At 53.7% G+C, this 22,180-nt stretch carries 25 protein-coding genes; 10 read left to right on the forward strand and 15 right to left on the reverse strand.

Going from position 1 to position 22,180, the window contains the following annotated elements:
• Positions 1-14 precede the first annotated feature (14 nt).
• Together ACM6IN_RS02360 and ACM6IN_RS02365 are read left to right on the forward strand one after the other, a co-directional pair.
• Complete coding sequence (locus ACM6IN_RS02360; protein ID WP_123376291.1) at positions 15-740, forward strand: MBL fold metallo-hydrolase; 726 nt, start codon at positions 15-17, stop codon at positions 738-740.
• A 42-nt stretch (positions 741-782) separates the two neighbouring features.
• The gene (locus tag ACM6IN_RS02365; RefSeq protein ID WP_095113740.1) at positions 783-1,031 is read left to right on the forward strand and encodes a phosphopantetheine-containing protein; all 249 of its coding nucleotides are present in this window, start codon (positions 783-785) and stop codon (positions 1,029-1,031) included.
• 105 nt (positions 1,032-1,136) lie between these two features.
• Here ACM6IN_RS02365 and ACM6IN_RS02370 read toward each other — a convergent pair whose 3' ends face one another.
• Both ACM6IN_RS02370 and ptrR read right to left on the reverse strand, forming a co-directional pair.
• Complete coding sequence (locus ACM6IN_RS02370; protein ID WP_007914492.1) at positions 1,137-1,265, reverse strand: PA1414 family protein; 129 nt, start codon at positions 1,263-1,265, stop codon at positions 1,137-1,139.
• Between the two features lie 142 nt (positions 1,266-1,407).
• Entirely contained in the window at positions 1,408-2,301 is an 894-nt protein-coding gene (gene ptrR, locus ACM6IN_RS02375; protein WP_007914490.1) for a putrescine utilization regulator PtrR, read from the reverse strand.
• A gap of 104 nt (positions 2,302-2,405) precedes the next feature.
• Between ptrR and ACM6IN_RS02380 the strand changes: the two genes are divergently transcribed.
• On the forward strand, positions 2,406-3,587 hold the full coding sequence (locus ACM6IN_RS02380) for an MFS transporter (RefSeq protein WP_414915339.1): 1,182 nt from the start codon (positions 2,406-2,408) through the stop codon (positions 3,585-3,587).
• Here ACM6IN_RS02380 and ACM6IN_RS02385 read toward each other — a convergent pair.
• From ACM6IN_RS02385 to ACM6IN_RS02395, 3 genes are all read right to left on the reverse strand, one after another.
• On the reverse strand, positions 3,532-4,464 hold the full coding sequence (locus ACM6IN_RS02385) for a DMT family transporter (protein WP_095113742.1): 933 nt from the start codon (positions 4,462-4,464) through the stop codon (positions 3,532-3,534). The two genes, ACM6IN_RS02380 and ACM6IN_RS02385, sit on opposite strands and share 56 nt — an antisense overlap.
• A gap of 266 nt (positions 4,465-4,730) precedes the next feature.
• On the reverse strand, positions 4,731-5,132 hold the full coding sequence (locus ACM6IN_RS02390) for a DUF2177 family protein (protein ID WP_007914485.1): 402 nt from the start codon (positions 5,130-5,132) through the stop codon (positions 4,731-4,733).
• 46 nt (positions 5,133-5,178) lie between these two features.
• Positions 5,179-6,015, reverse strand: a complete 837-nt coding sequence (locus tag ACM6IN_RS02395; protein WP_007914483.1) for a S1 RNA-binding domain-containing protein — start codon at positions 6,013-6,015, stop codon at positions 5,179-5,181.
• Between the two features lie 341 nt (positions 6,016-6,356).
• Here ACM6IN_RS02395 and ACM6IN_RS02400 point away from each other — a divergent pair, with 341 nt between their 5' ends.
• From ACM6IN_RS02400 to ACM6IN_RS02410, 3 genes are all read left to right on the forward strand, one after another.
• The gene (locus ACM6IN_RS02400; RefSeq protein WP_016985943.1) at positions 6,357-6,545 is read left to right on the forward strand and encodes a hypothetical protein; all 189 of its coding nucleotides are present in this window, start codon (positions 6,357-6,359) and stop codon (positions 6,543-6,545) included.
• Positions 6,546-6,751: 206 nt separating this feature from the next.
• Entirely contained in the window at positions 6,752-7,468 is a 717-nt protein-coding gene (locus tag ACM6IN_RS02405; protein WP_007914480.1) for a TorF family putative porin, read from the forward strand.
• Positions 7,469-7,546: 78 nt separating this feature from the next.
• A complete protein-coding gene (locus ACM6IN_RS02410) occupies positions 7,547-8,416 on the forward strand; it encodes a DUF6279 family lipoprotein (RefSeq protein WP_007914478.1) in 870 nt (289 codons plus the stop codon).
• An 87-nt stretch (positions 8,417-8,503) separates the two neighbouring features.
• Here ACM6IN_RS02410 and ACM6IN_RS02415 read toward each other — a convergent pair whose 3' ends face one another.
• Positions 8,504-8,896 carry a transcriptional regulator gene (locus ACM6IN_RS02415; RefSeq protein ID WP_123376295.1) on the reverse strand — a complete coding sequence of 131 codons (393 nt, stop codon included), beginning with the start codon at positions 8,894-8,896 and terminating at the stop codon, positions 8,504-8,506.
• Between the two features lie 175 nt (positions 8,897-9,071).
• Between ACM6IN_RS02415 and ACM6IN_RS02420 the strand changes: the two genes are divergently transcribed.
• The 4 genes from ACM6IN_RS02420 to ACM6IN_RS02435 all read left to right on the forward strand — a co-directional run bounded on the left by ACM6IN_RS02420 (position 9,072) and on the right by ACM6IN_RS02435 (position 11,616).
• A complete protein-coding gene (locus ACM6IN_RS02420) occupies positions 9,072-9,809 on the forward strand; it encodes a DUF899 domain-containing protein (protein WP_007914474.1) in 738 nt (245 codons plus the stop codon).
• A 71-nt stretch (positions 9,810-9,880) separates the two neighbouring features.
• Entirely contained in the window at positions 9,881-10,156 is a 276-nt protein-coding gene (locus ACM6IN_RS02425; RefSeq protein ID WP_007914473.1) for a hypothetical protein, read from the forward strand.
• A gap of 263 nt (positions 10,157-10,419) precedes the next feature.
• Complete coding sequence (locus ACM6IN_RS02430) at positions 10,420-11,004, forward strand: papain-like cysteine protease family protein (RefSeq protein ID WP_007914472.1); 585 nt, start codon at positions 10,420-10,422, stop codon at positions 11,002-11,004.
• A gap of 12 nt (positions 11,005-11,016) precedes the next feature.
• Complete coding sequence (locus ACM6IN_RS02435; protein ID WP_007914471.1) at positions 11,017-11,616, forward strand: hypothetical protein; 600 nt, start codon at positions 11,017-11,019, stop codon at positions 11,614-11,616.
• A gap of 54 nt (positions 11,617-11,670) precedes the next feature.
• Here the strand turns inward: ACM6IN_RS02435 and ACM6IN_RS02440 are convergent, their stop codons facing one another.
• The 9 genes from ACM6IN_RS02440 to ACM6IN_RS02480 all read right to left on the reverse strand — a co-directional run bounded on the left by ACM6IN_RS02440 (position 11,671) and on the right by ACM6IN_RS02480 (position 22,165).
• Positions 11,671-13,011, reverse strand: coding sequence for a DEAD/DEAH box helicase (locus ACM6IN_RS02440; RefSeq protein WP_007914470.1), 1,341 nt, complete (start codon positions 13,009-13,011; stop codon positions 11,671-11,673).
• A 171-nt stretch (positions 13,012-13,182) separates the two neighbouring features.
• The gene (locus tag ACM6IN_RS02445) at positions 13,183-14,523 is read right to left on the reverse strand and encodes an MATE family efflux transporter (RefSeq protein WP_414915340.1); all 1,341 of its coding nucleotides are present in this window, start codon (positions 14,521-14,523) and stop codon (positions 13,183-13,185) included.
• Positions 14,523-15,350, reverse strand: a complete 828-nt coding sequence (locus ACM6IN_RS02450) for a dimethylarginine dimethylaminohydrolase family protein (protein ID WP_414915341.1) — start codon at positions 15,348-15,350, stop codon at positions 14,523-14,525. Before ACM6IN_RS02450 ends, ACM6IN_RS02445 begins: the two co-directional genes overlap by 1 nt.
• Complete coding sequence (locus tag ACM6IN_RS02455; protein WP_007914464.1) at positions 15,347-16,303, reverse strand: fatty acid desaturase family protein; 957 nt, start codon at positions 16,301-16,303, stop codon at positions 15,347-15,349. The genes ACM6IN_RS02450 and ACM6IN_RS02455 overlap by 4 nt, the downstream gene beginning before the upstream one ends.
• Entirely contained in the window at positions 16,284-17,768 is a 1,485-nt protein-coding gene (locus ACM6IN_RS02460; protein ID WP_007914462.1) for an ABC-F family ATP-binding cassette domain-containing protein, read from the reverse strand. Before ACM6IN_RS02460 ends, ACM6IN_RS02455 begins: the two co-directional genes overlap by 20 nt.
• A complete protein-coding gene (locus ACM6IN_RS02465) occupies positions 17,755-19,179 on the reverse strand; it encodes a phenylacetate--CoA ligase family protein (protein ID WP_414915342.1) in 1,425 nt (474 codons plus the stop codon). Before ACM6IN_RS02465 ends, ACM6IN_RS02460 begins: the two co-directional genes overlap by 14 nt.
• 4 nt (positions 19,180-19,183) lie before the next feature.
• Positions 19,184-20,095, reverse strand: coding sequence for a hypothetical protein (locus tag ACM6IN_RS02470; RefSeq protein ID WP_414915343.1), 912 nt, complete (start codon positions 20,093-20,095; stop codon positions 19,184-19,186).
• Complete coding sequence (locus tag ACM6IN_RS02475; RefSeq protein ID WP_414915344.1) at positions 20,088-21,254, reverse strand: diaminopimelate decarboxylase; 1,167 nt, start codon at positions 21,252-21,254, stop codon at positions 20,088-20,090. Before ACM6IN_RS02475 ends, ACM6IN_RS02470 begins: the two co-directional genes overlap by 8 nt.
• Positions 21,251-22,165, reverse strand: coding sequence for a fatty acid desaturase family protein (locus ACM6IN_RS02480; protein WP_414915345.1), 915 nt, complete (start codon positions 22,163-22,165; stop codon positions 21,251-21,253). The genes ACM6IN_RS02475 and ACM6IN_RS02480 overlap by 4 nt, the downstream gene beginning before the upstream one ends.
• Positions 22,166-22,180: the final 15 nt, after the last annotated feature.

Here is a 22,180-nt window from a genome sequence, read left to right on the forward strand (position 1 = left end):
GAAGGAAAGTGCTGATGAAGATTGTTTCTCGCGATAAATGGTTCGAAGTACAACACCTGAGTGACGGCATTCGGCTGATTCACGAGCCGTATATTCGGCCGTTTTACCGATGCAACCTCTGGCACGTTCAGGGCCGTGACAAAGACTTGTTGCTGGATAGCGGTTCAGGGCTGGTCAGCCTTCGTGAGCAGTTGCCGTGGCTGACTGAACGCCCGTTAGTGGCAGTGGCCAGTCATTGCCACTTCGACCATATCGCCGGCCACCATGAATTTGCCGAACGACTGGTGCATCCCGCCGAGGCAGACATTCTGGCGGCGCCGGATGGCGAAAACGATTTGAGCCGCGCCTTCGTCGGCGACGACATGTTTGAAGCGCATCCGGACTGCCCGTTGTGCTACGCCGAATACCGGGTCAAAGCCGCGCCGGCCACCGGGTTTGTCGAGGACGGCGATGTGCTCGATCTGGGCAATCGCACACTGCAAGTGCTGCACACGCCGGGGCATTCGCCGGGTGGCATCAGCCTGTATGAGGCGGCGACGCAAACCCTGTTCAGCGGCGACATCATTTACGACGGGCCGCTGATCGAAGACGCCTACCACTCCAATCTTGAGAATTACGCCGCCAGTCTGCGACGTTTGCGGGCGTTGCCGATCCGCACGGTGCATGGCGGGCACTTCGACAGCTTTTCCGGGGAGCATTTGCGCTCGATGATTGACGAGTGGTTACGCGGCCACGCCTGAGGCCTGCTTCACTCAAGCACAACAACAATCAGAAAATCTGCCATGAGAAGAGCAGCCGTGCGTGCCGCCGTGCATCGATATATCCGGCGTCTGCTGGAAACCCATGAATTCAACGACAACACCAGCCTCGTGCAATTGGGCCTGGAGAAAGCTGATATAGAAGATTTGATCTTTCATCTGGAAGATGAATTCGGACTGACGGCGTTCACCGCCGAGGAAGACCGCATGCTCAAGACCGCGAAGACCGCGAATGACTTGAGCCGGTTTTTGCTGGAGATCGGCCGTCATTAAAAGCAAAAGATCGCAGCCTGCGGCAGCTCCTGCATTAATCCATGTAGGAGCTGCCGCAGGCTGCGATCTCTTGACCTTGAATCCTTTGATCTCGGATCGGGGGCGTTACCGGCGCCGTTGTTGACGGCGGCGCTGCTCGTCATCAGTGCGGATCGGTACAGGTTGCAGAGGCGGTTCGATCAAGCCGAGGGCAACACCCAAGTCGTGCAGCCAGTTTTGAATTTTCTCTTTCATCGTCATGCCCCCTTCAGGGTGGTGCTGAGCGGCCGGAATTCTGAGGCCGCTTCGCACTGATAATAGTCCGAAGTCCTACGCAATGCTCGGCCAAATCCGCAATGATCTGTTACTGAATTGAACAGGAATCGCCGGCATTGGTTCAGGCGGTTTCGCGGGTTTCGATCTGAGCCGCAGGATAGACAGCCTGCTGCACCTCGATCCAGGCATTGAGGTTGGCGCCGACCATGCCTTTGCGCCACATGAGCCATGTTGTCGCACCCACGAATGGCTCGGCCAACGGGTGCGCGGCGACGCTCTCGCGCCCCGGCAGACTGGCCAGCATCGACTCCGACATCAGCGCCACACCACTGCCGGCGATCACACAGGCGAGCATGCCCTGATAGGACTCGATCTCCATCGCCCGGCCCATCGTCGCCTGGTAGTGCGAAAACCACGCCTCCAGACGCATGCGATAAGAACACCCGCGACGAAAGGTGAACACCGACCGCCCTTCGACATCTCGGGCGCCACGCACCGGCGGATGATCAATTTCGGTGATCAACACCAGTCGTTCCTCGCACAACGGCACACCGTCGAGGCCAGCCAACTCCAGCGGTCCATCGACCAACGCGGCATCCAGGCGTCCGGTCAGCAACCCCTCCAACAACTCACCACTCGGTGCCGACTGCACCTGCAGATTCACCGCTGGATATTGCTTGTGATAACGCGCCAGCAACGCCGGCAGATGAATCGCCGCCGTGCTGTACATGGTGCCCAGAGCAAAATCACCGGCCGGCTTGCCACCCATCACCGCCGCGCTGGCCTGATCGCGCAGGGCAAAGAGTTTGGCGGTGTAGTCCAGCAGGACTTTTCCTGCAGGCGACAGTTGCAAACGCTGACGCTCACGGACGAATAGCTCGACACCGAGCTGCTCCTCCAGTTGCTTGAGCCGGGTCGATAGATTCGACGGCACGCGGTGCAGGCGTTCGGCGGCGCGGGTGATTGACCCCTCTTCGGCCACGGCCTGAAAGATCCGCAGTTGGCTGAACTCCACAACCTTTCTCCAGAACAGAACAAGTTACTCACTATTATTCAATTTTAAAGAAAGTCAATCAGTCCTAGCCTGACGGTCATTGATCCTTCAACGGAATCCCGACCATGTCGCCATTGATTCGCTTATCCGCCTGCTTCGTGGCCCTGATGATGGCCATGGGCATCGGGCGTTTCGCCCTCACCCCGCAAATGCCACACCTGCTCAGCGAAGGGCAGATCGACCTGACGGCCGCTGGTCTGATTGCCGCGGCCAATTACCTCGGTTATCTGCTCGGCGCGGTGGACGCGATGTTTGCGCATCGCCCGCAGCAGGTGCAACGGCGGCTGCACGGCGGCTTGTGGTTGTGCGTGCTGCTGACCCTGGCGTCGTTCTGGGCCAATGGCTTCTGGTCGCACTTGCTGTTGCGCTTCGGCACCGGGGTGGCGAGCGCCTGGGTGCTGGTGATGATCACGTCTTTAAGCCAACCCTTGGCGGCGGCGGCGGGTCGCCCAGGTTTGGGTGCTCTGGTATTTGCCGGGCCAGGTCTGGGGATTTTTCTGACGGGGGTGTTGGCGCTGGTCTCACATCTGCTGAATCAGACGTCCGCAACGTTGTGGCTGATTTATGCCGCAGCGGCGTTGGTGATGATGTTGTGTGTCTGGCGTCTGCTGCCAACGCCTGTCGCAACGACAACGGCGGTTGCTGCGCCGGTCAGTCCGTCGAATCGGGGCATTGGCCGGCTGGCGGTGATCTATGCGCTGTACGGCGTCGGCTACATCATTCCGGCGACCTTCCTCTCGCAAATGGCCAATGCGCAGTTTCACGGGCAATGGCAGGCGGATCTGTTCTGGCCCTGCTTCGGTCTTGGCGCTGCGATTGGCGTGTTGCTGGTGAGCCTGCGGCGTCACGATCGCGCAACGACCCGTCACTGGTTGATGGCGACGCTGTGGCTGCAAGCGGCCGGGGTGTTTGCCTGTCTGCTGGGCAGCGGACTTGGCCTGGCACTGGGCGTGATCCTGTGTGGCATGCCGTTTCTGGCTTGCATGCAACTGGTCATGCAGCGCTCGCGGGAACTGGCGCCGCACGCCACCCAGCGCAACGCCGGGATGCTCACTGCCTGCTTTGCGGTCGGCCAGCTCAGCGGCCCGCTGCTGGCCGCGTTGAGCAGCCATTTCAGCGGCGGTTTGCAGCCCGCATTAGTGATCGCCGGCAGCGGTTTGCTGCTGGCCGGCGGCCTGGCGATGCAATCGACTAACGTTGGCCGAGCGCTTTGCGCAAACGCCGGCGCAACCACTGCTCGGCGCTGACAAAGGTGATACCGAGCAACACCAGCACCGCGCCGATGATGAAGTTCACGCTCAGTTGTTCGCCGAGCAGCAACACGCCAAAGGTCACGCCGAACAGCGGCGTCATGAACGAGAACACCGCAAGGTTCGCCGCCAGATAACGGCGCAGCAACCAGAACCAGATCAGGTAACTGAAGAACGACACAACGAGCCCCTGAAACAGCACACTGGCGACGGCCACAGTGGTGAGACTGACATGAGTGATCTGGCCGCTGAAAAGCGCGATCAACAGCAGGCCGAGGAAACCGACGATCAACTGATAAAACAGGGTCAACGTCACCGGCGCTTCCGACAATCGCGAGGCGCGCACCACCACCGTGGTTGCGCCCCAGCAGGCACCGGCCAAGACACCAAAGGCATCGCCCAGGAGCATGCGCCGATCAAGGTCATTCCAGGACACGCCGCCAGCGAAAGCAATCGCAATGCCGATAAACGCGAGCAGAATCCCCAACCATTGCAACGGTCGCAGTCGCTCACTGGCCAACAGGAAATGCACGCCCAGCGCGGTAAAAATCGGCGCGGTATAGAGGAACACCGACATGTGCGCGGCAGTAGTCAGTTGCAACCCTTCGGCGATGAAGAAGAACTCCAGACCGAACAACGCACCGGCCAGCAGCCCGCCACGCCAGGTCACGCCAACCTGATCCCAGCCGCCCTTCCAGCAGATCAGCAATCCCACCAGCAACGCAGAGATCCCCGAGCGCGCGGCCGCTTGCATGACTGGCGCGATGTCGGGCGCCGCCCATTTGATCATCACCTGCTGCACACCCCAGATCAGGCACAGACCGATCATCACTTGCAGGGCAAAACTGTCGGCATTGCGCCGCTCGACACTCACCGCAACACCTCGAACACACACAACATGGCAGGCCATCCAATGGTCAAAAACAATGCCGGGGATTATCAATCAGTCAGAGGGAAAAAGCCGTCTGGAAAAGACATTTAGTTCTTCAGTGGCGGCAGGGGTGAATGGCTGTCGGCTGCGCCGCCATTCGCTGGCAAGCCCGCTCCCACAGTGACAGGTTGTCCGCTATTCCACTGTTCGACACAAAACCCTGTGGGAGCCTGGCTTGCCAGCGATGGCGTCAGTTCAATCAACCCTGCTCATGGATCTGAATGCAGTCGTTTAGCCAACAAAAACCCAACGCTACAAGCCACTGCCGTGGCAAACGTCCCCCACGCCCAATCCATCAATGACACCTGCACCGACCACCCGCGCAACGTCGCCCAATTGGTCAGGTCGTAAGTGCCATACGCCACCAGCCCCAATAACGCCCCCCGCTTCGCCGCCCATTGCCACGTCACGGCCGGCAGCACCACAAACACCACACAACCAAAAACATACAGGCAATAAAAAACCGCTGCCGGAACCAGCAGCGGTTTTTCGAGCATCAGCGGACCGAGCAGTTCGCGATAGGTCGGCGCCATCAACAGGCCGAGCCAGATACCGTCGAGCAACAGAAACGTCACCAGCGTGGCAACGTAGGCAATCAGCGCTTTTTTCATCGACCCGACCTCGTGTGTGCCCCATGCAACATGGGCCACCCAAGGCTCAGGTTAGTTCAATGCGATCGGCATGAATGACGATCTTGCCTTCCTTGTACAGCGCACCGATGGCCTTCTTGAAGTTGCCTTTGCTGACGCCGAACAGGCTGCTGATCAATGCCGGATCGCTCTTGTCGCTGACCGGCAATGTGCCGCTGTTGTCGCGCAACTTGGCGAGGATCTTCGAGTTCAGGCTGCTGGCCGCTTCCTGGCCAACCGGTTGCAGGCTCAGAGCGATCTTGCCGTCGGCACGGATTTCCTTGATATAGCCCTTCTCGATCATGCCGGCGCGCATGAACTTGAAGATTTCGTTCTTGTGAATCAAACCCCAGTGCTTGTTGTTGATGATCGCCTTGAAGCCCATGTCGGTGGCTTCGGCAACCAGCAGATCAACTTCCTGGCCCTGGCTGTAGTTGGCCGGGGTCTTGTCGAGGTAGCGATCCAGACGCGCGGTCGCGGTGATGCGGCGGGTGTGCTTATCGAGGTAGACATGCACCACGCAGTATTCGCCGGCGGTCATCTGGCGCTTTTCTTCGGAATACGGCAGCAACAGATCCTTCGGCAGCCCCCAGTCGAGGAACACACCGATGCTGTTGACTTCAACGACTTTCAGACTGGCAAATTCGCCGACCTGAACTTTTGGTTTTTCCGTGGTGGCGAGAAGTTTGTCTTCGCTGTCCAGATAAACAAATACGTTGAGCCAATCTTCATCTTCGGTAGGAATATCTTTCGGAATATAACGATTAGGCAAAAGAATCTCGCCGTCAGCACCGCCGTCCAGATATAAACCGAAGTTAGTGTGTTTCACCACTTGCAAACTGTTGTAACGCCCGACTAAAGCCATTTTCCGAAACCCTCATTGCGTGGGCGGCATTCTACCCGTTTTTGGCGTGCCCGTCGGGCGGCAGATCCGCACGCTGTTGAAACCCGCTCAACGCCTTGATTTTCCTTGCTCGCGCCAGTGCTTGAGTGCCGCTCGTCAGGCAGGCACAAGCGCTCGCGGGTGAAAACCTGAATGCCGCAACACCTGAATGTTCTTATTTAAAACAGCAGGTTAGCCGAATATTTCGAACATTTAATCGAGAATAATGCAGCAATGAGGTTGGTTATTCCCGGGGATATTTACCAAGCAATTGTCAAGTTATTCCTGTACGATGCCTGGCCGAGTTACTTTTCTACAGGTTAATGGCCGCCATGCGTGTAAAAGCATCCACCAGCAAAGCAAAGCCAGCTCCAGCCGTTGAAACCAGCGAATCGATCAACGATCAGATCGCAGCGTTCCTCAAGTCCGGCGGCGAGATTCAGCAAATTGCCAAAGGCGTCAGTGGCCAGACATTCGGCCCGTCCAAGCAGATCAGCCTGGGCAAGAAGTAATACCCGGTTTACACCCGTCCAGAGGCGCTTTGAGCTTCGAAGCGTCTGGACTGGCACCGCGCAACATACCCTCCGCATTAAACAAAAATCCTTTTAAATCGACGAACGGCCTTCAACGCCGAGCATTCGCCGGTATCCTTGCACGCGTCTAGATCAAGCGTTTCAGCAGGCCCGCCGACCTGCCCTCGCTGTTCATGGAGTGACGCATGCGCAAACCATCCTGTTTATTACTCGTAGGCCTATTGGCCAGTGCGACCGCGCACGCGCAGATTTTCCAGCGTGAACTGGGCGACTTCGATCTCAAACTTGGCACCACCCCCACGCGCAGCATGGCCCAGGGTCTGGTCAAACCCGCGGCAATCGGTTCCTTCCACGGCGGCCTCGACCTGAGCCACGACAGTGGCCTCTACGTTGGCCAGTACGCGCCGAGCATGGGCATCACGCCGGGCAAGAACCTCGAGATCGACTCCTACGTCGGCTTTAAACAGCCTTTCGATCAAACCCTTGGTTACGAAGTCGGGATGATCCACTACAGCTATCCCAAGGTAGAAACGCTCGACAGCCAGGAGCTGTTCGGTGGTTTGACCTTGCTCGGCAGCCGCTTCGGCGTGGCCTTCAGCAACGACCCGGATAAACAGAACAACACCTTGTTTGCCGATCTTGGCGGCAATCAACCGTTCGGCATCGGCGTCAGCATGAAATACACCACCCACCAACTGAACACGCCGGTAGCTGTGGACGGTGGTTATGTCGGCAGCTTTACCGATTGGTCAGTGAAATTGTCCCGGCCATTCATGGGCGTCGATCTCGACCTGATCTACAGCAACTCCAGCCTCAGCGGCAGCGATTGCTCGGCCTACTCCGGGCACAACAGTCAGTGCGACGGCCTCGTCACCCTCAAGGCTGAACGCGCGTTCTATTGATCGGCTGAACTGCCGGGTTCATTCTGCGTTCACATAGGAATCAGTCCCTCGAAGCCAGGCTCACGCAAGGATTCGCCCATGTCTCGCTGGTTCAAACACATCGCCGCGCTACTGATCTTCACCCTCGCCCTCGGCGCCTGCAGTCGCGTCGGCCTGGCCTATCGCAATCTCGATGTGATCATTCCATGGACGCTCGGCGATTACCTGGACATGAACGGCGAGCAGAAAGACTGGTTCAACGAACGCCTCAAGGACCACCTGAGCTGGCATTGCACCACGCAATTGCCGGGCTACCTGGACTGGCTTGATCGCCTGCAGACAATGGTCGAAACCAATCAGGTCACCGATGCCGCGCTGCAGGCCCGCACGGTGGAGGCCAAGCAGGCCATCGCCGAAACAGCGCGGGAAATCACCCCGTCCGCCGTCGAGCTGTTGCAAGGTCTGGACGACAAACAGGTGGCGGAAATGAATGACGCGTTTGCCAAGGATTTGCGCAAGCGTCAGCAGGAATACCTGAAACCACCGCTTAAGCAGCAAATTGCCGAACGTGGCGCGCGAATGGTTAAACGTCTGAACGATTGGCTGGGGCCACTGAGCGCCACGCAGGAGCAGCGGGTCATGGCGTGGTCGACCGCGCTGGGCGATCAGTACACGCAATGGATCGCCAATCGCGCCCATTGGCAGAAGCAGTTCAGTGCCGCAGTCGCACAACGCAAAAGTCCCGAATTCCCACAGAGAATCGAGACGCTTCTGGTCAATCGCGAGACCTTATGGACAGCGGATTACCGCAAGGCCTTTGCCGATACTGAGGCGCAGGGACGCTCGCTAGCAGTGGATCTGATGGCCGAAAGCACGCCGCAACAGCGGCAGCGGTTGTTGAAGAAGATCGAAGGGGTGCGCAAAGACTTCAACGACCTCAAATGCCTCAAGGCCGCGAAGCAGAATTAGAAGATCAGAACATCGCAGCCTTCGGCAGCTCCTACACCGATTTCTGTAGGAGCTGCCGAAGGCTGCGATCTTTTGCCCTGTGGAAAATCAGGCGATCTGGGCTTTTGACGCCACTCCATCAAACGTCGCCTCAGCCAGCGCATCCTCCTGCTCATCCAGCACCTGACGCGGGTGATCGTTGCCGGGAATGCTGCTGTCGATCAGGCTCAGCAAGCTGGAACCGCGCGGCGTCAGGACAAAATTGTTACCCGTGCTGCCCTCCTCATCCGGACGCGGTGCGATGTAGCCGCGCAACAGCAGCAACCTTTCATAGTCGCAAGCCAGCGTTTTCAGATGATCCAGATTCTCGATCGGCTCGCCAGCGCTGGCTTTCGCCGCGGCATAGTCTTCGGCGTAGGCCCGTGGGGCAAAACTGTGGCCGGCGCTGTTCTGCACTTCGTGCAGCAAGCGTTCAATCAAATCCCAGTTATAAGTCGTCATCCTGATACAACCTCCGGTGCGCGTGATTTATGGCGCGTTCATAGGTTGTGACCGGAGTAGCTGTCAGCCGTTCAGCCGCATTTCCCGAGCCGACCGACCGGCGGTCTGTCGATTTTCAGCAGGGTTAAACGACTAGTCTGAAACAGACGGTTTCAACCCCGCAGGAGAAATCATCATGAACATTGAGAATCATCCGGTGGTATCGCGCGAAGAATGGCTCGCCGCCCGTAAGCAACATCTGATTCACGAGAAAGCCTTCACCAAGGAACGCGACCGGCTGAGCGCGGAACGTCGCGCTTTGCCATGGGTGAAGGTCGACAAGGACTACCACTTCCAGGGTTCGAACGGTGAATTGAAACTCACTGACTTGTTTGGCAAACACAGCCAACTGGTGGTTTACCACTTCATGTTTGCCAAGGATTGGGAGGAAGGGTGCCAGGGTTGCTCGTTCCTCAGTGACCATATCGATGGCGCCAATCAGCATCTGGCCCATCACGACATCGCCGTTGTGGCTGTTTCTCACGCCCCATTCAATGAGTTCCAGGACTTTAAACGGCGCATGGGCTGGAAGTTTGATTGGGTGTCGTCAGAGGGTTGTGACTTCAACTACGACTTCGGTGTTTGCGCCCGGGCAGAAGATGTCGCGGCGGGAAAGGCTACGTACAACTACGAAAAAACTGACAGCGCCGAGGAAGAAATGCCCGGGCTGAGCGTGTTTTATCGCAATGCGAATGGCGACATTTTCCACACCTACTCAACCTATGCTCGCGGTCTCGACATGCTGGTCGGTGCCTACAACTACCTCGATCTCACGCCCAAAGGCAGGAATGAAGACGAGATCATGGAATGGGTTCGGCATCATGATCGTTATGAGCAAGGTGCTAAATCGAGTTGCTGCCACGAAGAGCAATAAGCACTGAACTTTTCCCGCGCTCAAGGCCTCAACCGGTTAACCCGCCTTAACCGGAACTGAGGCCTGCCCCGATGAAAACCCTGATCAAGCTCACCCTCGCCGCCACCCTCGCTTGCGCCCTGCCCGTCTGGGCCTGTACGCCGGAGGAGGCCACCGCCAAACGTGAACAACTGGCCAAGGAAGTTGCCAAGCTCACCGAACAGAATCCGGCCAAGGCCAAAGAGATCAATGCCGAGTTGCAGAAAATGGATCTTGGTACGGCCAGCAAGGACCTGCCGGACAAGTGCCAATTAATAGATCAGCGGTTGAAAGAATTGAGTACGGCTGAGAAAAAAGCCGAAAGCTAAAAGCCAGGTCAAAACATCGCAGCCTGCGGCAACTCCTGCATCGATCGCTGTAGGAGCTGCCGCAGGCTGCGATCTTTTGCGCCTGAAAATGCATTAATGCATTTATTTATTTGCATAAACGCATATCTCTGGCTAGGGTTACCTCGAGCAAGGAGATCGGAACCGGCCACAGAAGATGGCAACCGTTAAGCACCGATCGCTCAGCAATACCGCAACACCCTCACAAGCAAGATGCTTGTTTTCATTCATGGAGGATTGAAAAAATGTTAACCACAGAAGCAACACGATTCACCGGCGAATCACTGCCAAGGTGCCTGGCCAGCCATCTGCTCGACCCGCAACTGGTCGAAGTCGAGGCCGCTGAACAGATCAGCGCCCTCGCCGCTGGCAGCCTCAACTTCAACATGCAGAAACAGACCCAGACCAACTGGTGCTGGGCCGCCGTGTCCGCCTCGGTTGGCAACTATTACGGCACCGGAAACTGGACGCAGTGCGGCGTGGCCAGCACCCAGCTCGACCGCAACTGCTGCAATCAGCCGGGACCGTGCAACGTCTACGGCTATCTGGATTCCGCTCTGCAAACCACCCGCAGTTACAACGGCATGAATCAGGGCTCGCTACAGATGTCGGCCATTCAGAACCAGATCAGCATGGGCCGCCCGGTCGGCTTGCGCTGCGCCTGGTACGGCGGCGGTGCGCACTTTCTGACGATCTACGGCACCAATGGCGATTACGTATTGGTTGCAGACTCGATCTACGGCTATTCGACCCGCGCGCTGAACGCGTTCCCCCGTGCCTATAACGGCGGCGGCAACTGGACCCACACTTACTTCACCGTGAAAAACTAGGAGGGCGACATCATGCAACTGACTTATCCAAAGGCGCCTTCCAACGGCGTACAGACCTTGCGTCCGGCGCTGCAAGCCGCTTTGCAAACCCATGGCTTTGGCGCCAATCGCCAGTTCGCCAATGCAGCACCTGCGAAGATCAGCCTGAGCGAGGCCTATCGTGGCTACTCGCTGAGTCTGGATGACCTGAGCCAAGGCAAAGGCCTGAAAGATGCCCGCCTCGGCGACTGGCATTACCTGGTGTTTGCCGACGGCGTAACGATTGCCGATGCGCAATTGGCCGAGGTGCGCGGGCATGTTGAATTCGCCTCGCTGAATCACGGCGATCACGCCGCAGCTACGGTGGGTGCGCTGAAACTGGCGGAACAAGCGCCGCAATTACAGGGCAAAACCGTTGAGCTGCGCGTGCTGTTTGTCTCGGCACTGCACGTTGTGGCGATCTGGCTGCATGCCGATGGGGAAGATGTGCTGATCCCGATCGAGCCGACGCCCAAGGAATTGGCGGGTACCGGGTTGTACAGCGAAGCAGCACTGCTTGCCGCATTGAAACCAGCGGCCGATCAGGCTAAACGGCGCTTTGACGCCGACACCAGTGGCCAGCTCGGCAACTGATGGACGAAAAAAAACCCGGACAGTGTCCGGGTTTTTTTGTGCGCCTGAAACGCCTTACTCAGCCGCAGGTTCTGCCGGCTTGCGGCGCTTCAGCGGCGCCATGCCATCGCTGCTCACCAACGAGTCCGGCTTCGGACGGTTGGCGCTCTTGCGCTTGGTCGGCGTCTTGGCAGCGGTTTTTTTCTTGTCGCCCTTGGCGTCAGTCTTTTTCTTCTTCACGCCAACGGCTTTGCCCGAAGCCTTGACCTTTTTCGGTCCGCCGTAGGTGCCTTTGACTTCCTTGATGGTACGGCGCTCGAAGCTCTGCTTCAGGTAGCGCTCGATGCTCGACATCAGGTTCCAGTCGCCGTGGCAAATCAGCGAGATCGCCAGACCGTCGTTACCGGCACGGCCGGTACGACCGATGCGGTGCACGTATTCGTCGCCGCTGCGGGGCATGTCAAAGTTGATCACCAGATCCAGACCATCCACGTCCAGACCACGGGCCGCGACGTCGGTCGCTACCAGAATCTTCACGCCGCCCTGCTTCAGACGGTCGATCGCCAGTTTGCGATCCTTCTGGTCTTTCTCACCGTGCAGCACGAACGCTTTGTATTCCTGAGCCACAAGGCGGCCGTAGATACGGTCGGCCATGGCGCGGGTGTTGGTGAAGACGATGGCCTTCTGGTAGGTCTCGTTGGCCAGCAACCAGTTCACAATCTGCTCTTTGTGCTGATTGTGGTCGGCGGTGATGATTTGCTGGCGGGTGGTCGAGTTCAGTTGGCTGACCGCGTTGAGCTGCAAGTGCTCAGGGTTGTTCAGCACCTTGCCGATCATGTCGCGCAGTCCAGAACCACCGGTGGTGGCCGAGAACAGCATGGTCTGCTGACGGTTCGGGCATTCGTCCACCAGACGCTGGACGTCTTCGGCGAAGCCCATGTCGAGCATGCGGTCGGCTTCGTCGAGCACCAGCACTTCGACTTCTTTGAGGTCGAGGTTGCCGGCGTTGAGTTGCTCGATCATCCGGCCCGGGGTACCGATGAGGATGTCCGGCACTTTGCGCAGCATCGCAGCCTGGACCTTGAAGTCTTCACCGCCGGTGATCAGGCCGGACTTGATGAAAGTGAACTGCGAAAAGCGCTCAACTTCCTTCAACGTCTGCTGGGCCAGCTCGCGGGTCGGCAGCAGGATCAGCGTCTTGATGCTGACGCGAACCTTGGCCGGGCCGATCAGGCGATTGAGGATTGGCAGAACGAAAGCGGCGGTTTTGCCGCTACCGGTTTGCGCCGTCACCCGCAGATCACGCCCTTGGAGCGCCAGCGGAATGGCCGCGGCTTGCACAGGCGTTGGCTCGACAAATTTCAGCTCGGCCACAGCTTTAAGCAGGCGTTCGTGCAGGGCGAATTGGGAAAACACGGGTGCTACCTCGAAGATATGCAAAAAAACAGCTGCATAGGTTACCGGTTTCGAGCGCTCAGGCCGAGTTTCTTTATACAAACGGCAAAAAATAACGCCATCGGGTGGACTCAACTGCGTCCTGAAAACGCCTTCCGAGCCACCGACACATCTTCTATCTGTCAGCACACCTCAGGAAGTCAGAGAGCGAGCTTTTGAGTCAAGTCGCTGTTCCTTATCACGAAAAATCACCAGCAAAACCATGCCTGCAAACGTGAATAAATGGCCGGCTGCCATGCCATACCATATCCCTTTGGCGTCAAAACCTCCCGCATAAGCCAGCGCAAGTCCCAAACCGAGACCTATCGGCCAGTTACCCAAGAGGCTGATAAAAAGCTGTTTTCCGGTTTCACCATAGCCCTGCATAACTCCGCGCAAAATAATGGCTACCGAATCAAAGACAAACAAGAACAATGCAATCTCGATGAAGTCTTCGGTGAGCTGCAAGGTATCAGCTGACCCAGAGGAATCGGGTAAAAACAAAATGGGAATATCCCCTTTGAAAGCAAACATAACCAACAGCAATACGATCGAAAACAACAAACCAGCAAACAGGACAGAAATGATGTTGCGCCGTGATTCCGACAACGAAATAGACTTTGAAACCAATATCGCAGAAGCGTCACTGAAGCCGAACATCAAAACGATGACGATTTCTATAGAGAGCACAGCCAAGGCATTGGCCGCAATCGCCGACTCGCCGAAGGGTGACATGAAAAACGCAGCAACCATGGTCGAGGCAATAGTCGAGAGTTCGAGCAGCCCGATCGGTGTGCCAATAGCAAGAACCTGCGATACCAAGTGCCGACTGAATTTGAATCTATTCGCGGAGAACACGATTCGCCGCTTTCGATACAGATGATCACCCGCCACCAAAATCGCCATGAAGCTGCAGAGCAATGTCGAAATCCCGACACTCGGAAGCCCCACGTCGAACACCATGAACAGACAGTAGCCAACGAGCAACTTCGCCAACAAATACAGCAGCGATTGCTTGAAAACCTCCCATGGTGCATGCAGCACAGAAAGATAAGTAACCAGAATGGTAAATACAAAAGACGGCAGCAAACTGATCGTGAGTGAGAGAAAAAGCGGAAACATAAGACTGGTCAGTTCACGCGGCTGCTCGAGAACATTGAGCAACCATTCGCCGCCTATCAAAAAGGGACTCGCCAGCAATGACACAACCGCCAACGCGATTACACTGTTCAGGACAACCTGCGTGGCCTCTTTATACGCGCCGGCCTCAACCAACTTCCCTAGCATCGGGATGATCGCAAGAATAATTCCATCCCCGAGAATTTTTATAAAAAAATACAGGTTAAACGCCAGGGAAGCGGCCGCAAGTTCTTGCTCCCCCAGTCGCCCAATAAAAAAATAATCGATCGCTCCCGAGGCAAATACGATCAAATTCGAAACAGCCAGAGGCAGCGCCAGTCGGTAAACACCTAATATATTACTCAAGCGAATCATCAATAGTCCTTTAGCGTCTTTCTGGCAATGCACTGTATTAAACAATGAGGGCCACCATCGTCCATTATAAATTCAGACAGATCTACTTCGACCAACGTACAGCCGAGCGTCTGGAACACTGCCCTGGTTGCGGGGCAAAGTACAGTTGTCAATAGCACACCGTCGCCGAGATTGACAAAATTACAGGCAAACGGCGTTTCGGTTACGTCCACTGGAATGCAGTCAATCCCTTCCGTCCTTAATCGGTCTATTTCCTCTTCATCAATCTTTCCAGCAGCATAGACAATCGTATGCTTATCAATAACGCCCAAGGCGACGTCGAGATGCCTCAGTGTGACGTCGTAATTGACTATTAATGCCTTCCAGCCGTTGTCTATGAATAAATCCTGAATTTCAGTCGCACCTGAATGGGATGTCCTCAATTGGTTCGTCCCGATGACAACCAGACCGTTTCGTACAACGATGACGTCTCCGCCCTCCAACGTCCCTTGTTGAGCCTCATGTGCTAGAGGCCATCCATGATCAGATGCAAACTCTTTGATCAACTGCGTCTCTTTCTCTCGCTCACAAAAACCCATGTTATTTACATAGACGCCGAACGGCGTAAAAATGCTGCTATCTCGGGTATAACATTGATAGGGCAAATCAAGCTCAGACTTTACATATAGGCAGTGAATATCCCGCTTTTCCAACTCACTGACTAACCTGGCGTACTGGCCCAAGGACTTCTCGGTCGGAAACTCAGGACAGGCGTGACTGAGCAAAGGCTGAGACAACAAAACCGCTTCGAGTTTTTCGTATTCGTTATCTATACATGGTGTAATCAAGATTCCGCTCCCTTGGATATCTTCCTGCACCAAGACTCAATTACGCTATGCGTCCCGGTAAAATAAGTATAGCAGTGTTCTGCCTTGTTATAATCCGGCACCACCAATAGTACCTCATGAACTTTCTTGAGATTGTGATACGGCACCGTCGGCAATAAATGGTGAGTCAAATGCAAACCATTGAAATGCGGATGAACCATTTTCCTCAGGAACCCCGTGGAAGGATGGTTTCTGGCGAAGCTCATGATTCCACCGGGAACAAGACCAACATGATCCGATATGATCACAAAGCTGATGATCGCGTGATAAACGGTTGCTCTGGAAATAATCCAGAGCCCGACGAAAACAGCAACGGCCTCCAGACCAGAAAAATAAAATATCAATCCAAGAACTGCACTCCACCATAGCAAACAATTCAATGCCAACTTCAGTTGCACCGGCAAACCAAAAGCATTACCCAACCACGACTCCAGGCTTAATAGCTCCGAGCAGTAAAGCTTTATCCAGCCCTTTTCAACCAACTGGGGATCATGCAGATAGTCACTGTCTTTTTCCGGATCACCGAGATATCGATGGTGCTGCCCGTGAATACTTCTATATGAATCAAGCGATATGATCATCGGCAATGCACAAAACAACTTGGTCATGACGTCATTCAGTAAAGCACTAGCGGAAAGATTACGGTGTGAACCTTCGTGCACCAATACGACGAGTGCACGCTGCCGCGCGCCCATAAGAATGACGCTTAACGGAATAAACCAATAACTGAAATTCAACACCAGGCAAACCGAAAACGCAATGATGAAATATTCCAAAGCGATATAGCAGATGCTTTTCAGAGTCGACTGACGCATGAGAGCAGAGATATCCTCGCGCAACTTCAACGCGTCCAAATCTGATCTTAACTTCTTTAAATCCAGTCTGATCTTATCCTCAAAAAGATTCCTCTCCATGAAAGGCCCCCTCCACCAGAACACCACCTTTGATTGAAAAAAATCTGTTCCCGACATTCTCAACAAAACGTCGATCGTGAGAAACAATTAATGCCGCAGAGTTCATGCGCCTGATTTCATCCTCCAACATTTCCTGGGACTTGATATCAAGGTGGTTCGTGGGTTCGTCCAACAGCAAAAAATTTGGTTTGGTCTGCCGTAGCGCCAACAGAGACAGTCGCGCCCTCTCGCCGAAGCTGGTTCGCAGCATGCTTTTTTTTGTATCAAGATAGGTGAAGCCCGCCGAAGCCAGCAGTGCAACAGCCCTAGTTGAATCGGGCTCAGCGTTTTCTAAAACAAAATCGAGTATGGACTTATCAACTGATAGCCTGGACGGGCTCTGCTCGAAGTACCCGACTCGAGCGCTAGGAGTCAGTTCCAGCGCGTCGCTCGACAATCCCGCGATAACACGAAGAAAAGATGACTTGCCAGACCCATTGGCGCCGGTGATAACAATCCTGTCACCTCGTTTTATTTCCAACTCTGGAACCGTGAACAACAACTCTCCCGAAGGATTATTCACCTTGAAATCATAGAGTTTGATCAGATACTTCGCCTCGATCGACTCGGTTTCCAATTTGATTTGCACAGTATCAACGGTCTGCCGATCGGGTAACGTCGTCTTTAGCACTCTTATCTTTTTTTCGATCTGCTTGGCTTTCTGAGAGGCCTTGTCAGAAAAATTATTGACACCCAACTGACGTTGTAATTTCGCACTTTGAGTCAATCTTTCAATTTCTGACTTTCGGTCCTGCAGGGAGTTCTCGAGTTCGCGTTCCTTCTCATACATAAAGCCTTTTGCACGAGAATACGAGTAGGGAAATCTGTATACCCCTATCCGATCAAGGAAAAGTGTTTGCTGAGTCACAGCGTCGAGAAAAAAACGATCATGGCTGGCAACCAACAACGTATTGACCCAGCCAACGGTTTGCAAAACATCAACGAGAATATCTGTCCTGTACATATCCAAGTGATTGGTCGGTTCATCAAGGATCAACAGATCAGGCTCGGATATCAGAGCAGCTGCAAACATCAACATTTTGTTCCAGCCACCGCTTAACTCACGGATTTGCAACTCCCGATACTTCTTCGGAAATTTCAATGACTCAAAAGTGTAGTCAATTTTCCAGTCATCCACGGCATCCGTGAGATAACCACGCAGAAAAACGTCGCATGTCACATTACCTTGAGCGAGCTCAATCAAACCTTGATGGACATAGAAGGATTTCAGACCTTTTTGTCTGGTCAGTGATCCGCTGTAATCATCTGAACTACCGGAGATACATTTGAGCAGGGACGACTTGCCGGAACCGTTGCTACCCACCAGGCCTAATCGGTCACCCTCGGCAAGAGACAGCGCCACGCCTTCAAATACCGGTTCTGCGCCGTAACCCAAAGATAAATCTTCTAGTTTAACCAGGGACATGATTAGATTTACTCCAGTCTCTTACCAGGCACTTTCTTTTATATGATTTCACATCGGCCAAAGCTGCGACTTCCTGATGATGCAGATTTACAGAGTAACCAAACAGAGCGATCAGTCTTTCGTTGAAATGACCAAGCAACTTCGGCATTTCGCAGTATGTCGGGCCGCTGTAAATCGTCTGCAATAAAACGTCGGTAGCGCTGGTTTGAATAACGCGAAACTCATTCAGATTAAGATCGTGTTCCACCAGGACATCATCGACAGCTGCGAGAATCGATGCACTGGGCACTACGCGATTATCCGCAGTCAGAAACGCATCATCACTTCTGCCGTTGACTTCAGAAATCCGCGCACCATGACGCCCACAACTGCAAGCTTCATGAGCAGAAACTTCGCGAGCGAGATCACCGTGTTCAAATCGAATCAAGGGCATGAACCAGTTGTTCAGATCTGTACAGATGACCGTCCCCAACTCGCTGGCATCTTTATCAATAATTTCGACATGCACACCGTCCTCAACCACGTGATACATACCGTGACTGCATTGAGTGGCGATTAAACCAAACTCCTCGGAACTGTACTCATCAAACACGGCGACACCCAACTCCCTAGCGTAAAAATCACGCTCGGATTGCGGGCTGTATTCAGAGTTTGTCACTATTGCCTCTACACCATAGTCGCTCAGCCGCAGGCCCATTTCTTTGATGAGTGGCAGGTAACTCGGTAACGTCGATATTACGCGTGGCCGGAGAAACTCGAGGTGTTGACCCAGCGGTGTGGCCGGGAAGAGATCGGGCAATTGAAATGTTCGATACGTTCCGTCAAAGGAAGAAACCCACAACCCGGCGTGGTGGATCAAATAGATCCAGTCACCTGACTCCAGCGGACGTTTCAGACAGCTGTTATAAAACCGCAACACCTCCGAGTAGTCCCGCAAGATATCCGGTTGATCGTGAAAGCTGATAAACGGTGTGCCGCTGGAGCCGGAAGTCCTCGTGGAGGGTGTACTGATTATTTTATCTGGCGAGGAGACTCGTTCGACCATCTCAAATTCCCGCAACTGCCTTTTTGTCACGATCGGCAACTTGGAAAAATCCTCAAGGCTAGCAATCGCCCCGGGTTCATACCCTACGCTCGTGTAGAGCTGCCGATAGAACGGTACTTTTTCATAAGCGAAATCAACCAGGCGCTTCAATCGTTCAAGTTTGAACTGATTGATATCTTCTTTAGAAAAATGCTGGAACTTCTTCATCGCCTGCGCGTTGGCTGACCAAAAACGCAACGCATCAAGTTGTATGACCCGGGAATCGGTATCCGGTTTCGAAACGCTCTTCGCCAGTTCTTCAATCTGTTCAATCGCATTCGTAAACTTCTGACAATCGTATGTCATCAATCCGGCATCCATGCTCAAGTTACTAATCCTCTACCGTGCAAGATTTATGATGCATCAGTACACACAGCCTGGATGAGCGTCCAGGTTGATCCGGGGAGATATGCGGAATGCCTCTGCTACCGCAAGCCTCACCGTCCTTGATCTGTCCATCGTAGATCAGGATATCGCCCGAATATGTCTTCCACAGAGCGTGTTCAAAGGCAAGTTCAAACGTTTCCTGCAGGCCTATCGATTCATCGTCTTCGCCAAAATGAGCCATTTTCACGTCAGGCATGAACAACGCCCCGCCATGCCCTTCCCAGCCAGTCTCGAGAAGTGAAGTAATGGCTGTTTCGCGAACACCGTAATACATATCCGAATGGAGGAATGGCGTTAGTGTTCCTTGTGACGCCATTTCGTCTTTAGAGATGATGATCGACAGTTGCTCAACGAAGAAGCTTGCTCCAGAACGTTCTACCTCCGCCAAAACGTCAAGGAGCCTGTTGACGAACAGGTCGCCAAGTTCAGTTTTACCGCGAACAGAATGCGCACGACTTTGCCACCAACTCAGACCTCCCACCTCTGAGTCGCGGACATCGTAACTCCTCAACTCCAGCGTAAGATGAATATTCCCGTCAGGTCGGCCGTTAAGTCCTGCCGCTTTTTCCAGAATCGACATTGATTCTGCGACCAGATCGCCCTCCTCCGGATACTTCATCACCCAACGCCATTCAGAAGGTGCGAACGCTTTGACTAGCTCAATAGGCCAATCGGCGCGCGCGAAGTGACGCTTCAACCCTTCGTTCAAGAACCCTTCTTTCCAGACCAGCAATGCCGACTGATGACCCCGTGCACCGTCGCGTTCAGACAACGCTGCATAATCGCCATCGACAATCACGCTCTCGCTGGAATGACAAAGTTCATAATTCTCTACTATCGACGGTAGTCTATGCATTAACGTAATCCTCAAATGCATAAGCCTTGATATTTTTTATCTTGTTATCCGAAGACCACAGGTAAATATCCGGCTTGGCTACACCATTGAAAAAACTGCTTTTAACCATAGAATAAGGGAGCATGTCTTCAAACACGACTTTGGAGCCGACATGGAGCTCGGCATCAAACTCATAGGTACCCACTACATCACCCGACATGCAGGACAAGCCACATAACGTGTATGAAAACTGACTCACTGCAGCCACTTTTCCATTGATGACGCGCGGGCTATATGGGATCTCGAGCACATCTGGAATGTGCGCAGGTACGGAAATATCCAATATCGCGTTTTTATTTTCCCTTCCGTTAATATCCAGCACCCCTGCTACCAGGTACCCGGCGTCCAGCACCCATGCTTCGCTCGGTTCCAAGTAAATGTCCAGATTATACTTATCGCGAAACGTCTTTAGTCGGTAAATGATCCGATCCAGATCGTAACCCGGCGAGGTGAATAAACTTCCTCCACCAAAGTTTATCCACGTCAAATTCCCGCCTCGTATGACCACGTCGAGTTTTTGCTCGATGAGGTCCAGATTAGTACAGAACTCCTGTGCATCTCTTGACTGGCACATATTATGGATTAGGATCCCGCTGTAGGCAGTGTCCAAAGCATCGAGTTCGGCAAGCTTGATTCCCAAGTGAGAGTTGGGTCTGCAAGGATTATATAAATCCTTTTCCACGACGGATATTTCCGGATTAACCCGCACGCCGATTCTGGCATGTAGCTTTATGTCGTGACTCCCTTGCAAGCTCTGGAAAAGCTTAAGTTGCTCTGCAGAATTAAATACCAGAAAATCAGCTTTCGCGGAATATTCCAGAATTTCCGCCTGGGTGAATGCGGGCTTATAAATACTCAGCACCGCTGGTTTTCTCAACCCGCCTTCAGTGACACTTCTGAATTCGAATGACGAACCTGTTGAGTAACCAGACACACGTCCATCAAAAAACTCATTGAGGATACCGACAGCATTGAAGGACTTCATCGAAAACAGCACCGTACATCCTGCACGTTGCTCAATCATGTTCATAATGGATACATTGCGCTCGAGCAATGACGAATCACATAAATAATAAGGCGTCTTAACTTCAGTATTCATGGCCATCAAGACATCTTTCATGTCGCATGCCCGCCCAGCTTGACAAGTTTATGATAAAAACCATGTTCCATCTGTCCATACTCTGGCCACATTTCTGCCAACCAGTTATGAGCTTCCTGCATTCTTTTATTCGGAATAGCAGGAAACAAGTGATGTACCAGGTGAAAACAGTCATGTCGTGGAAATGCTATAGATCGCATAACCGGGTTCTTGATATAGCAATTCCTGGATTTATAGAGAGCATCCACATTATCAAGGAGGCCACCATGATCAAGATAATCTGTCAGGTATTTTATAACTTGGTATGCAGTGGCAAATGGCACAAGGAAATAGGCAAAAAATACCAGCGGGGAAAAGGTTGCGAAGATAATGAGAAGTACGATATAGCTGCCCCGGACAATTTTCGCCCACAATGGATCTCGCTTCACATAGATCTTCACAAATATATATTCACGCACGTGTCGCAACGACATGGCAAACAACAATTGCTTCCATACCGCGACGGGCGTAACCGCCTGAGAGAACCCAAACTTTTCAAAGCCACGGAAATCCCCGTCCGCTTGGTAGTCTCCCAAATATCTGTGATGGCTGGCATGCTCCTCTCTGAAGTCATAGTAAGAGCCAAACTCGATAATCCCGAGAATGACTCCAATCCGTTCGTTCCATTTTCTTTCCCGAGTGAAATACAAATGAAAACACTCGTGCGACATGTTATTTATTGCCCGCCATCGAGTACCAATGAAGAATATCAACGGGAAATACAAGACCATGCCCAGCATCAGGCTATAGGTAAAGACAAAATAACTTAACGCCGCAGCCACGATACCGGCGGAGATATGCATAATTGCAATACCGCATGCCATCAGCCTAGAGACTTTACCTCCTTTGAACTGAGCAATTCCCTGTTCTAGCATTTCCCATTGAGTATTCATAAGCGATCCTTCGCT

It is taken from the genome of Pseudomonas sp. IT-P395, from assembly GCF_949767675.1.
Classification (GTDB): domain Bacteria; phylum Pseudomonadota; class Gammaproteobacteria; order Pseudomonadales; family Pseudomonadaceae; genus Aquipseudomonas.

Bases quoted from the DNA above. Each gene is read 5' to 3' on its own strand.
- ACM6IN_RS02370 (WP_007914492.1), bottom strand. From the start codon at position 1,265: ATGAAAGAGAAAATTCAAAACTGGCTGCACGACTTGGGTGTTGCCCTC.
- ACM6IN_RS02395 (WP_007914483.1), bottom strand. From the start codon at position 6,015: ATGGCTTTAGTCGGGCGTTACAACAGTTTGCAAGTGGTGAAACACACT.
- ACM6IN_RS02445 (WP_414915340.1), bottom strand. From the start codon at position 14,523: ATGATTCGCTTGAGTAATATATTAGGTGTTTACCGACTGGCGCTGCCT.
- ACM6IN_RS02435 (WP_007914471.1), top strand. From the start codon at position 11,017: ATGCAACTGACTTATCCAAAGGCGCCTTCCAACGGCGTACAGACCTTG.
- ACM6IN_RS02475 (WP_414915344.1), bottom strand. From the start codon at position 21,254: ATGAAAGATGTCTTGATGGCCATGAATACTGAAGTTAAGACGCCTTAT.
- ACM6IN_RS02400 (WP_016985943.1), top strand. From the start codon at position 6,357: ATGGCCGCCATGCGTGTAAAAGCATCCACCAGCAAAGCAAAGCCAGCT.
- ACM6IN_RS02470 (WP_414915343.1), bottom strand. From the start codon at position 20,095: ATGCATAGACTACCGTCGATAGTAGAGAATTATGAACTTTGTCATTCC.
- ACM6IN_RS02390 (WP_007914485.1), bottom strand. From the start codon at position 5,132: ATGAAAAAAGCGCTGATTGCCTACGTTGCCACGCTGGTGACGTTTCTG.
- ACM6IN_RS02365 (WP_095113740.1), top strand. From the start codon at position 783: ATGAGAAGAGCAGCCGTGCGTGCCGCCGTGCATCGATATATCCGGCGT.
- ACM6IN_RS02415 (WP_123376295.1), bottom strand. From the start codon at position 8,896: ATGACGACTTATAACTGGGATTTGATTGAACGCTTGCTGCACGAAGTG.
- ACM6IN_RS02420 (WP_007914474.1), top strand. From the start codon at position 9,072: ATGAACATTGAGAATCATCCGGTGGTATCGCGCGAAGAATGGCTCGCC.
- ACM6IN_RS02360 (WP_123376291.1), top strand. From the start codon at position 15: ATGAAGATTGTTTCTCGCGATAAATGGTTCGAAGTACAACACCTGAGT.
- ACM6IN_RS02480 (WP_414915345.1), bottom strand. From the start codon at position 22,165: ATGAATACTCAATGGGAAATGCTAGAACAGGGAATTGCTCAGTTCAAA.
- ACM6IN_RS02430 (WP_007914472.1), top strand. From the start codon at position 10,420: ATGTTAACCACAGAAGCAACACGATTCACCGGCGAATCACTGCCAAGG.
- ACM6IN_RS02425 (WP_007914473.1), top strand. From the start codon at position 9,881: ATGAAAACCCTGATCAAGCTCACCCTCGCCGCCACCCTCGCTTGCGCC.
- ACM6IN_RS02380 (WP_414915339.1), top strand. From the start codon at position 2,406: ATGTCGCCATTGATTCGCTTATCCGCCTGCTTCGTGGCCCTGATGATG.
- ACM6IN_RS02405 (WP_007914480.1), top strand. From the start codon at position 6,752: ATGCGCAAACCATCCTGTTTATTACTCGTAGGCCTATTGGCCAGTGCG.
- ACM6IN_RS02460 (WP_007914462.1), bottom strand. From the start codon at position 17,768: ATGTCCCTGGTTAAACTAGAAGATTTATCTTTGGGTTACGGCGCAGAA.
- ACM6IN_RS02455 (WP_007914464.1), bottom strand. From the start codon at position 16,303: ATGGAGAGGAATCTTTTTGAGGATAAGATCAGACTGGATTTAAAGAAG.
- ACM6IN_RS02410 (WP_007914478.1), top strand. From the start codon at position 7,547: ATGTCTCGCTGGTTCAAACACATCGCCGCGCTACTGATCTTCACCCTC.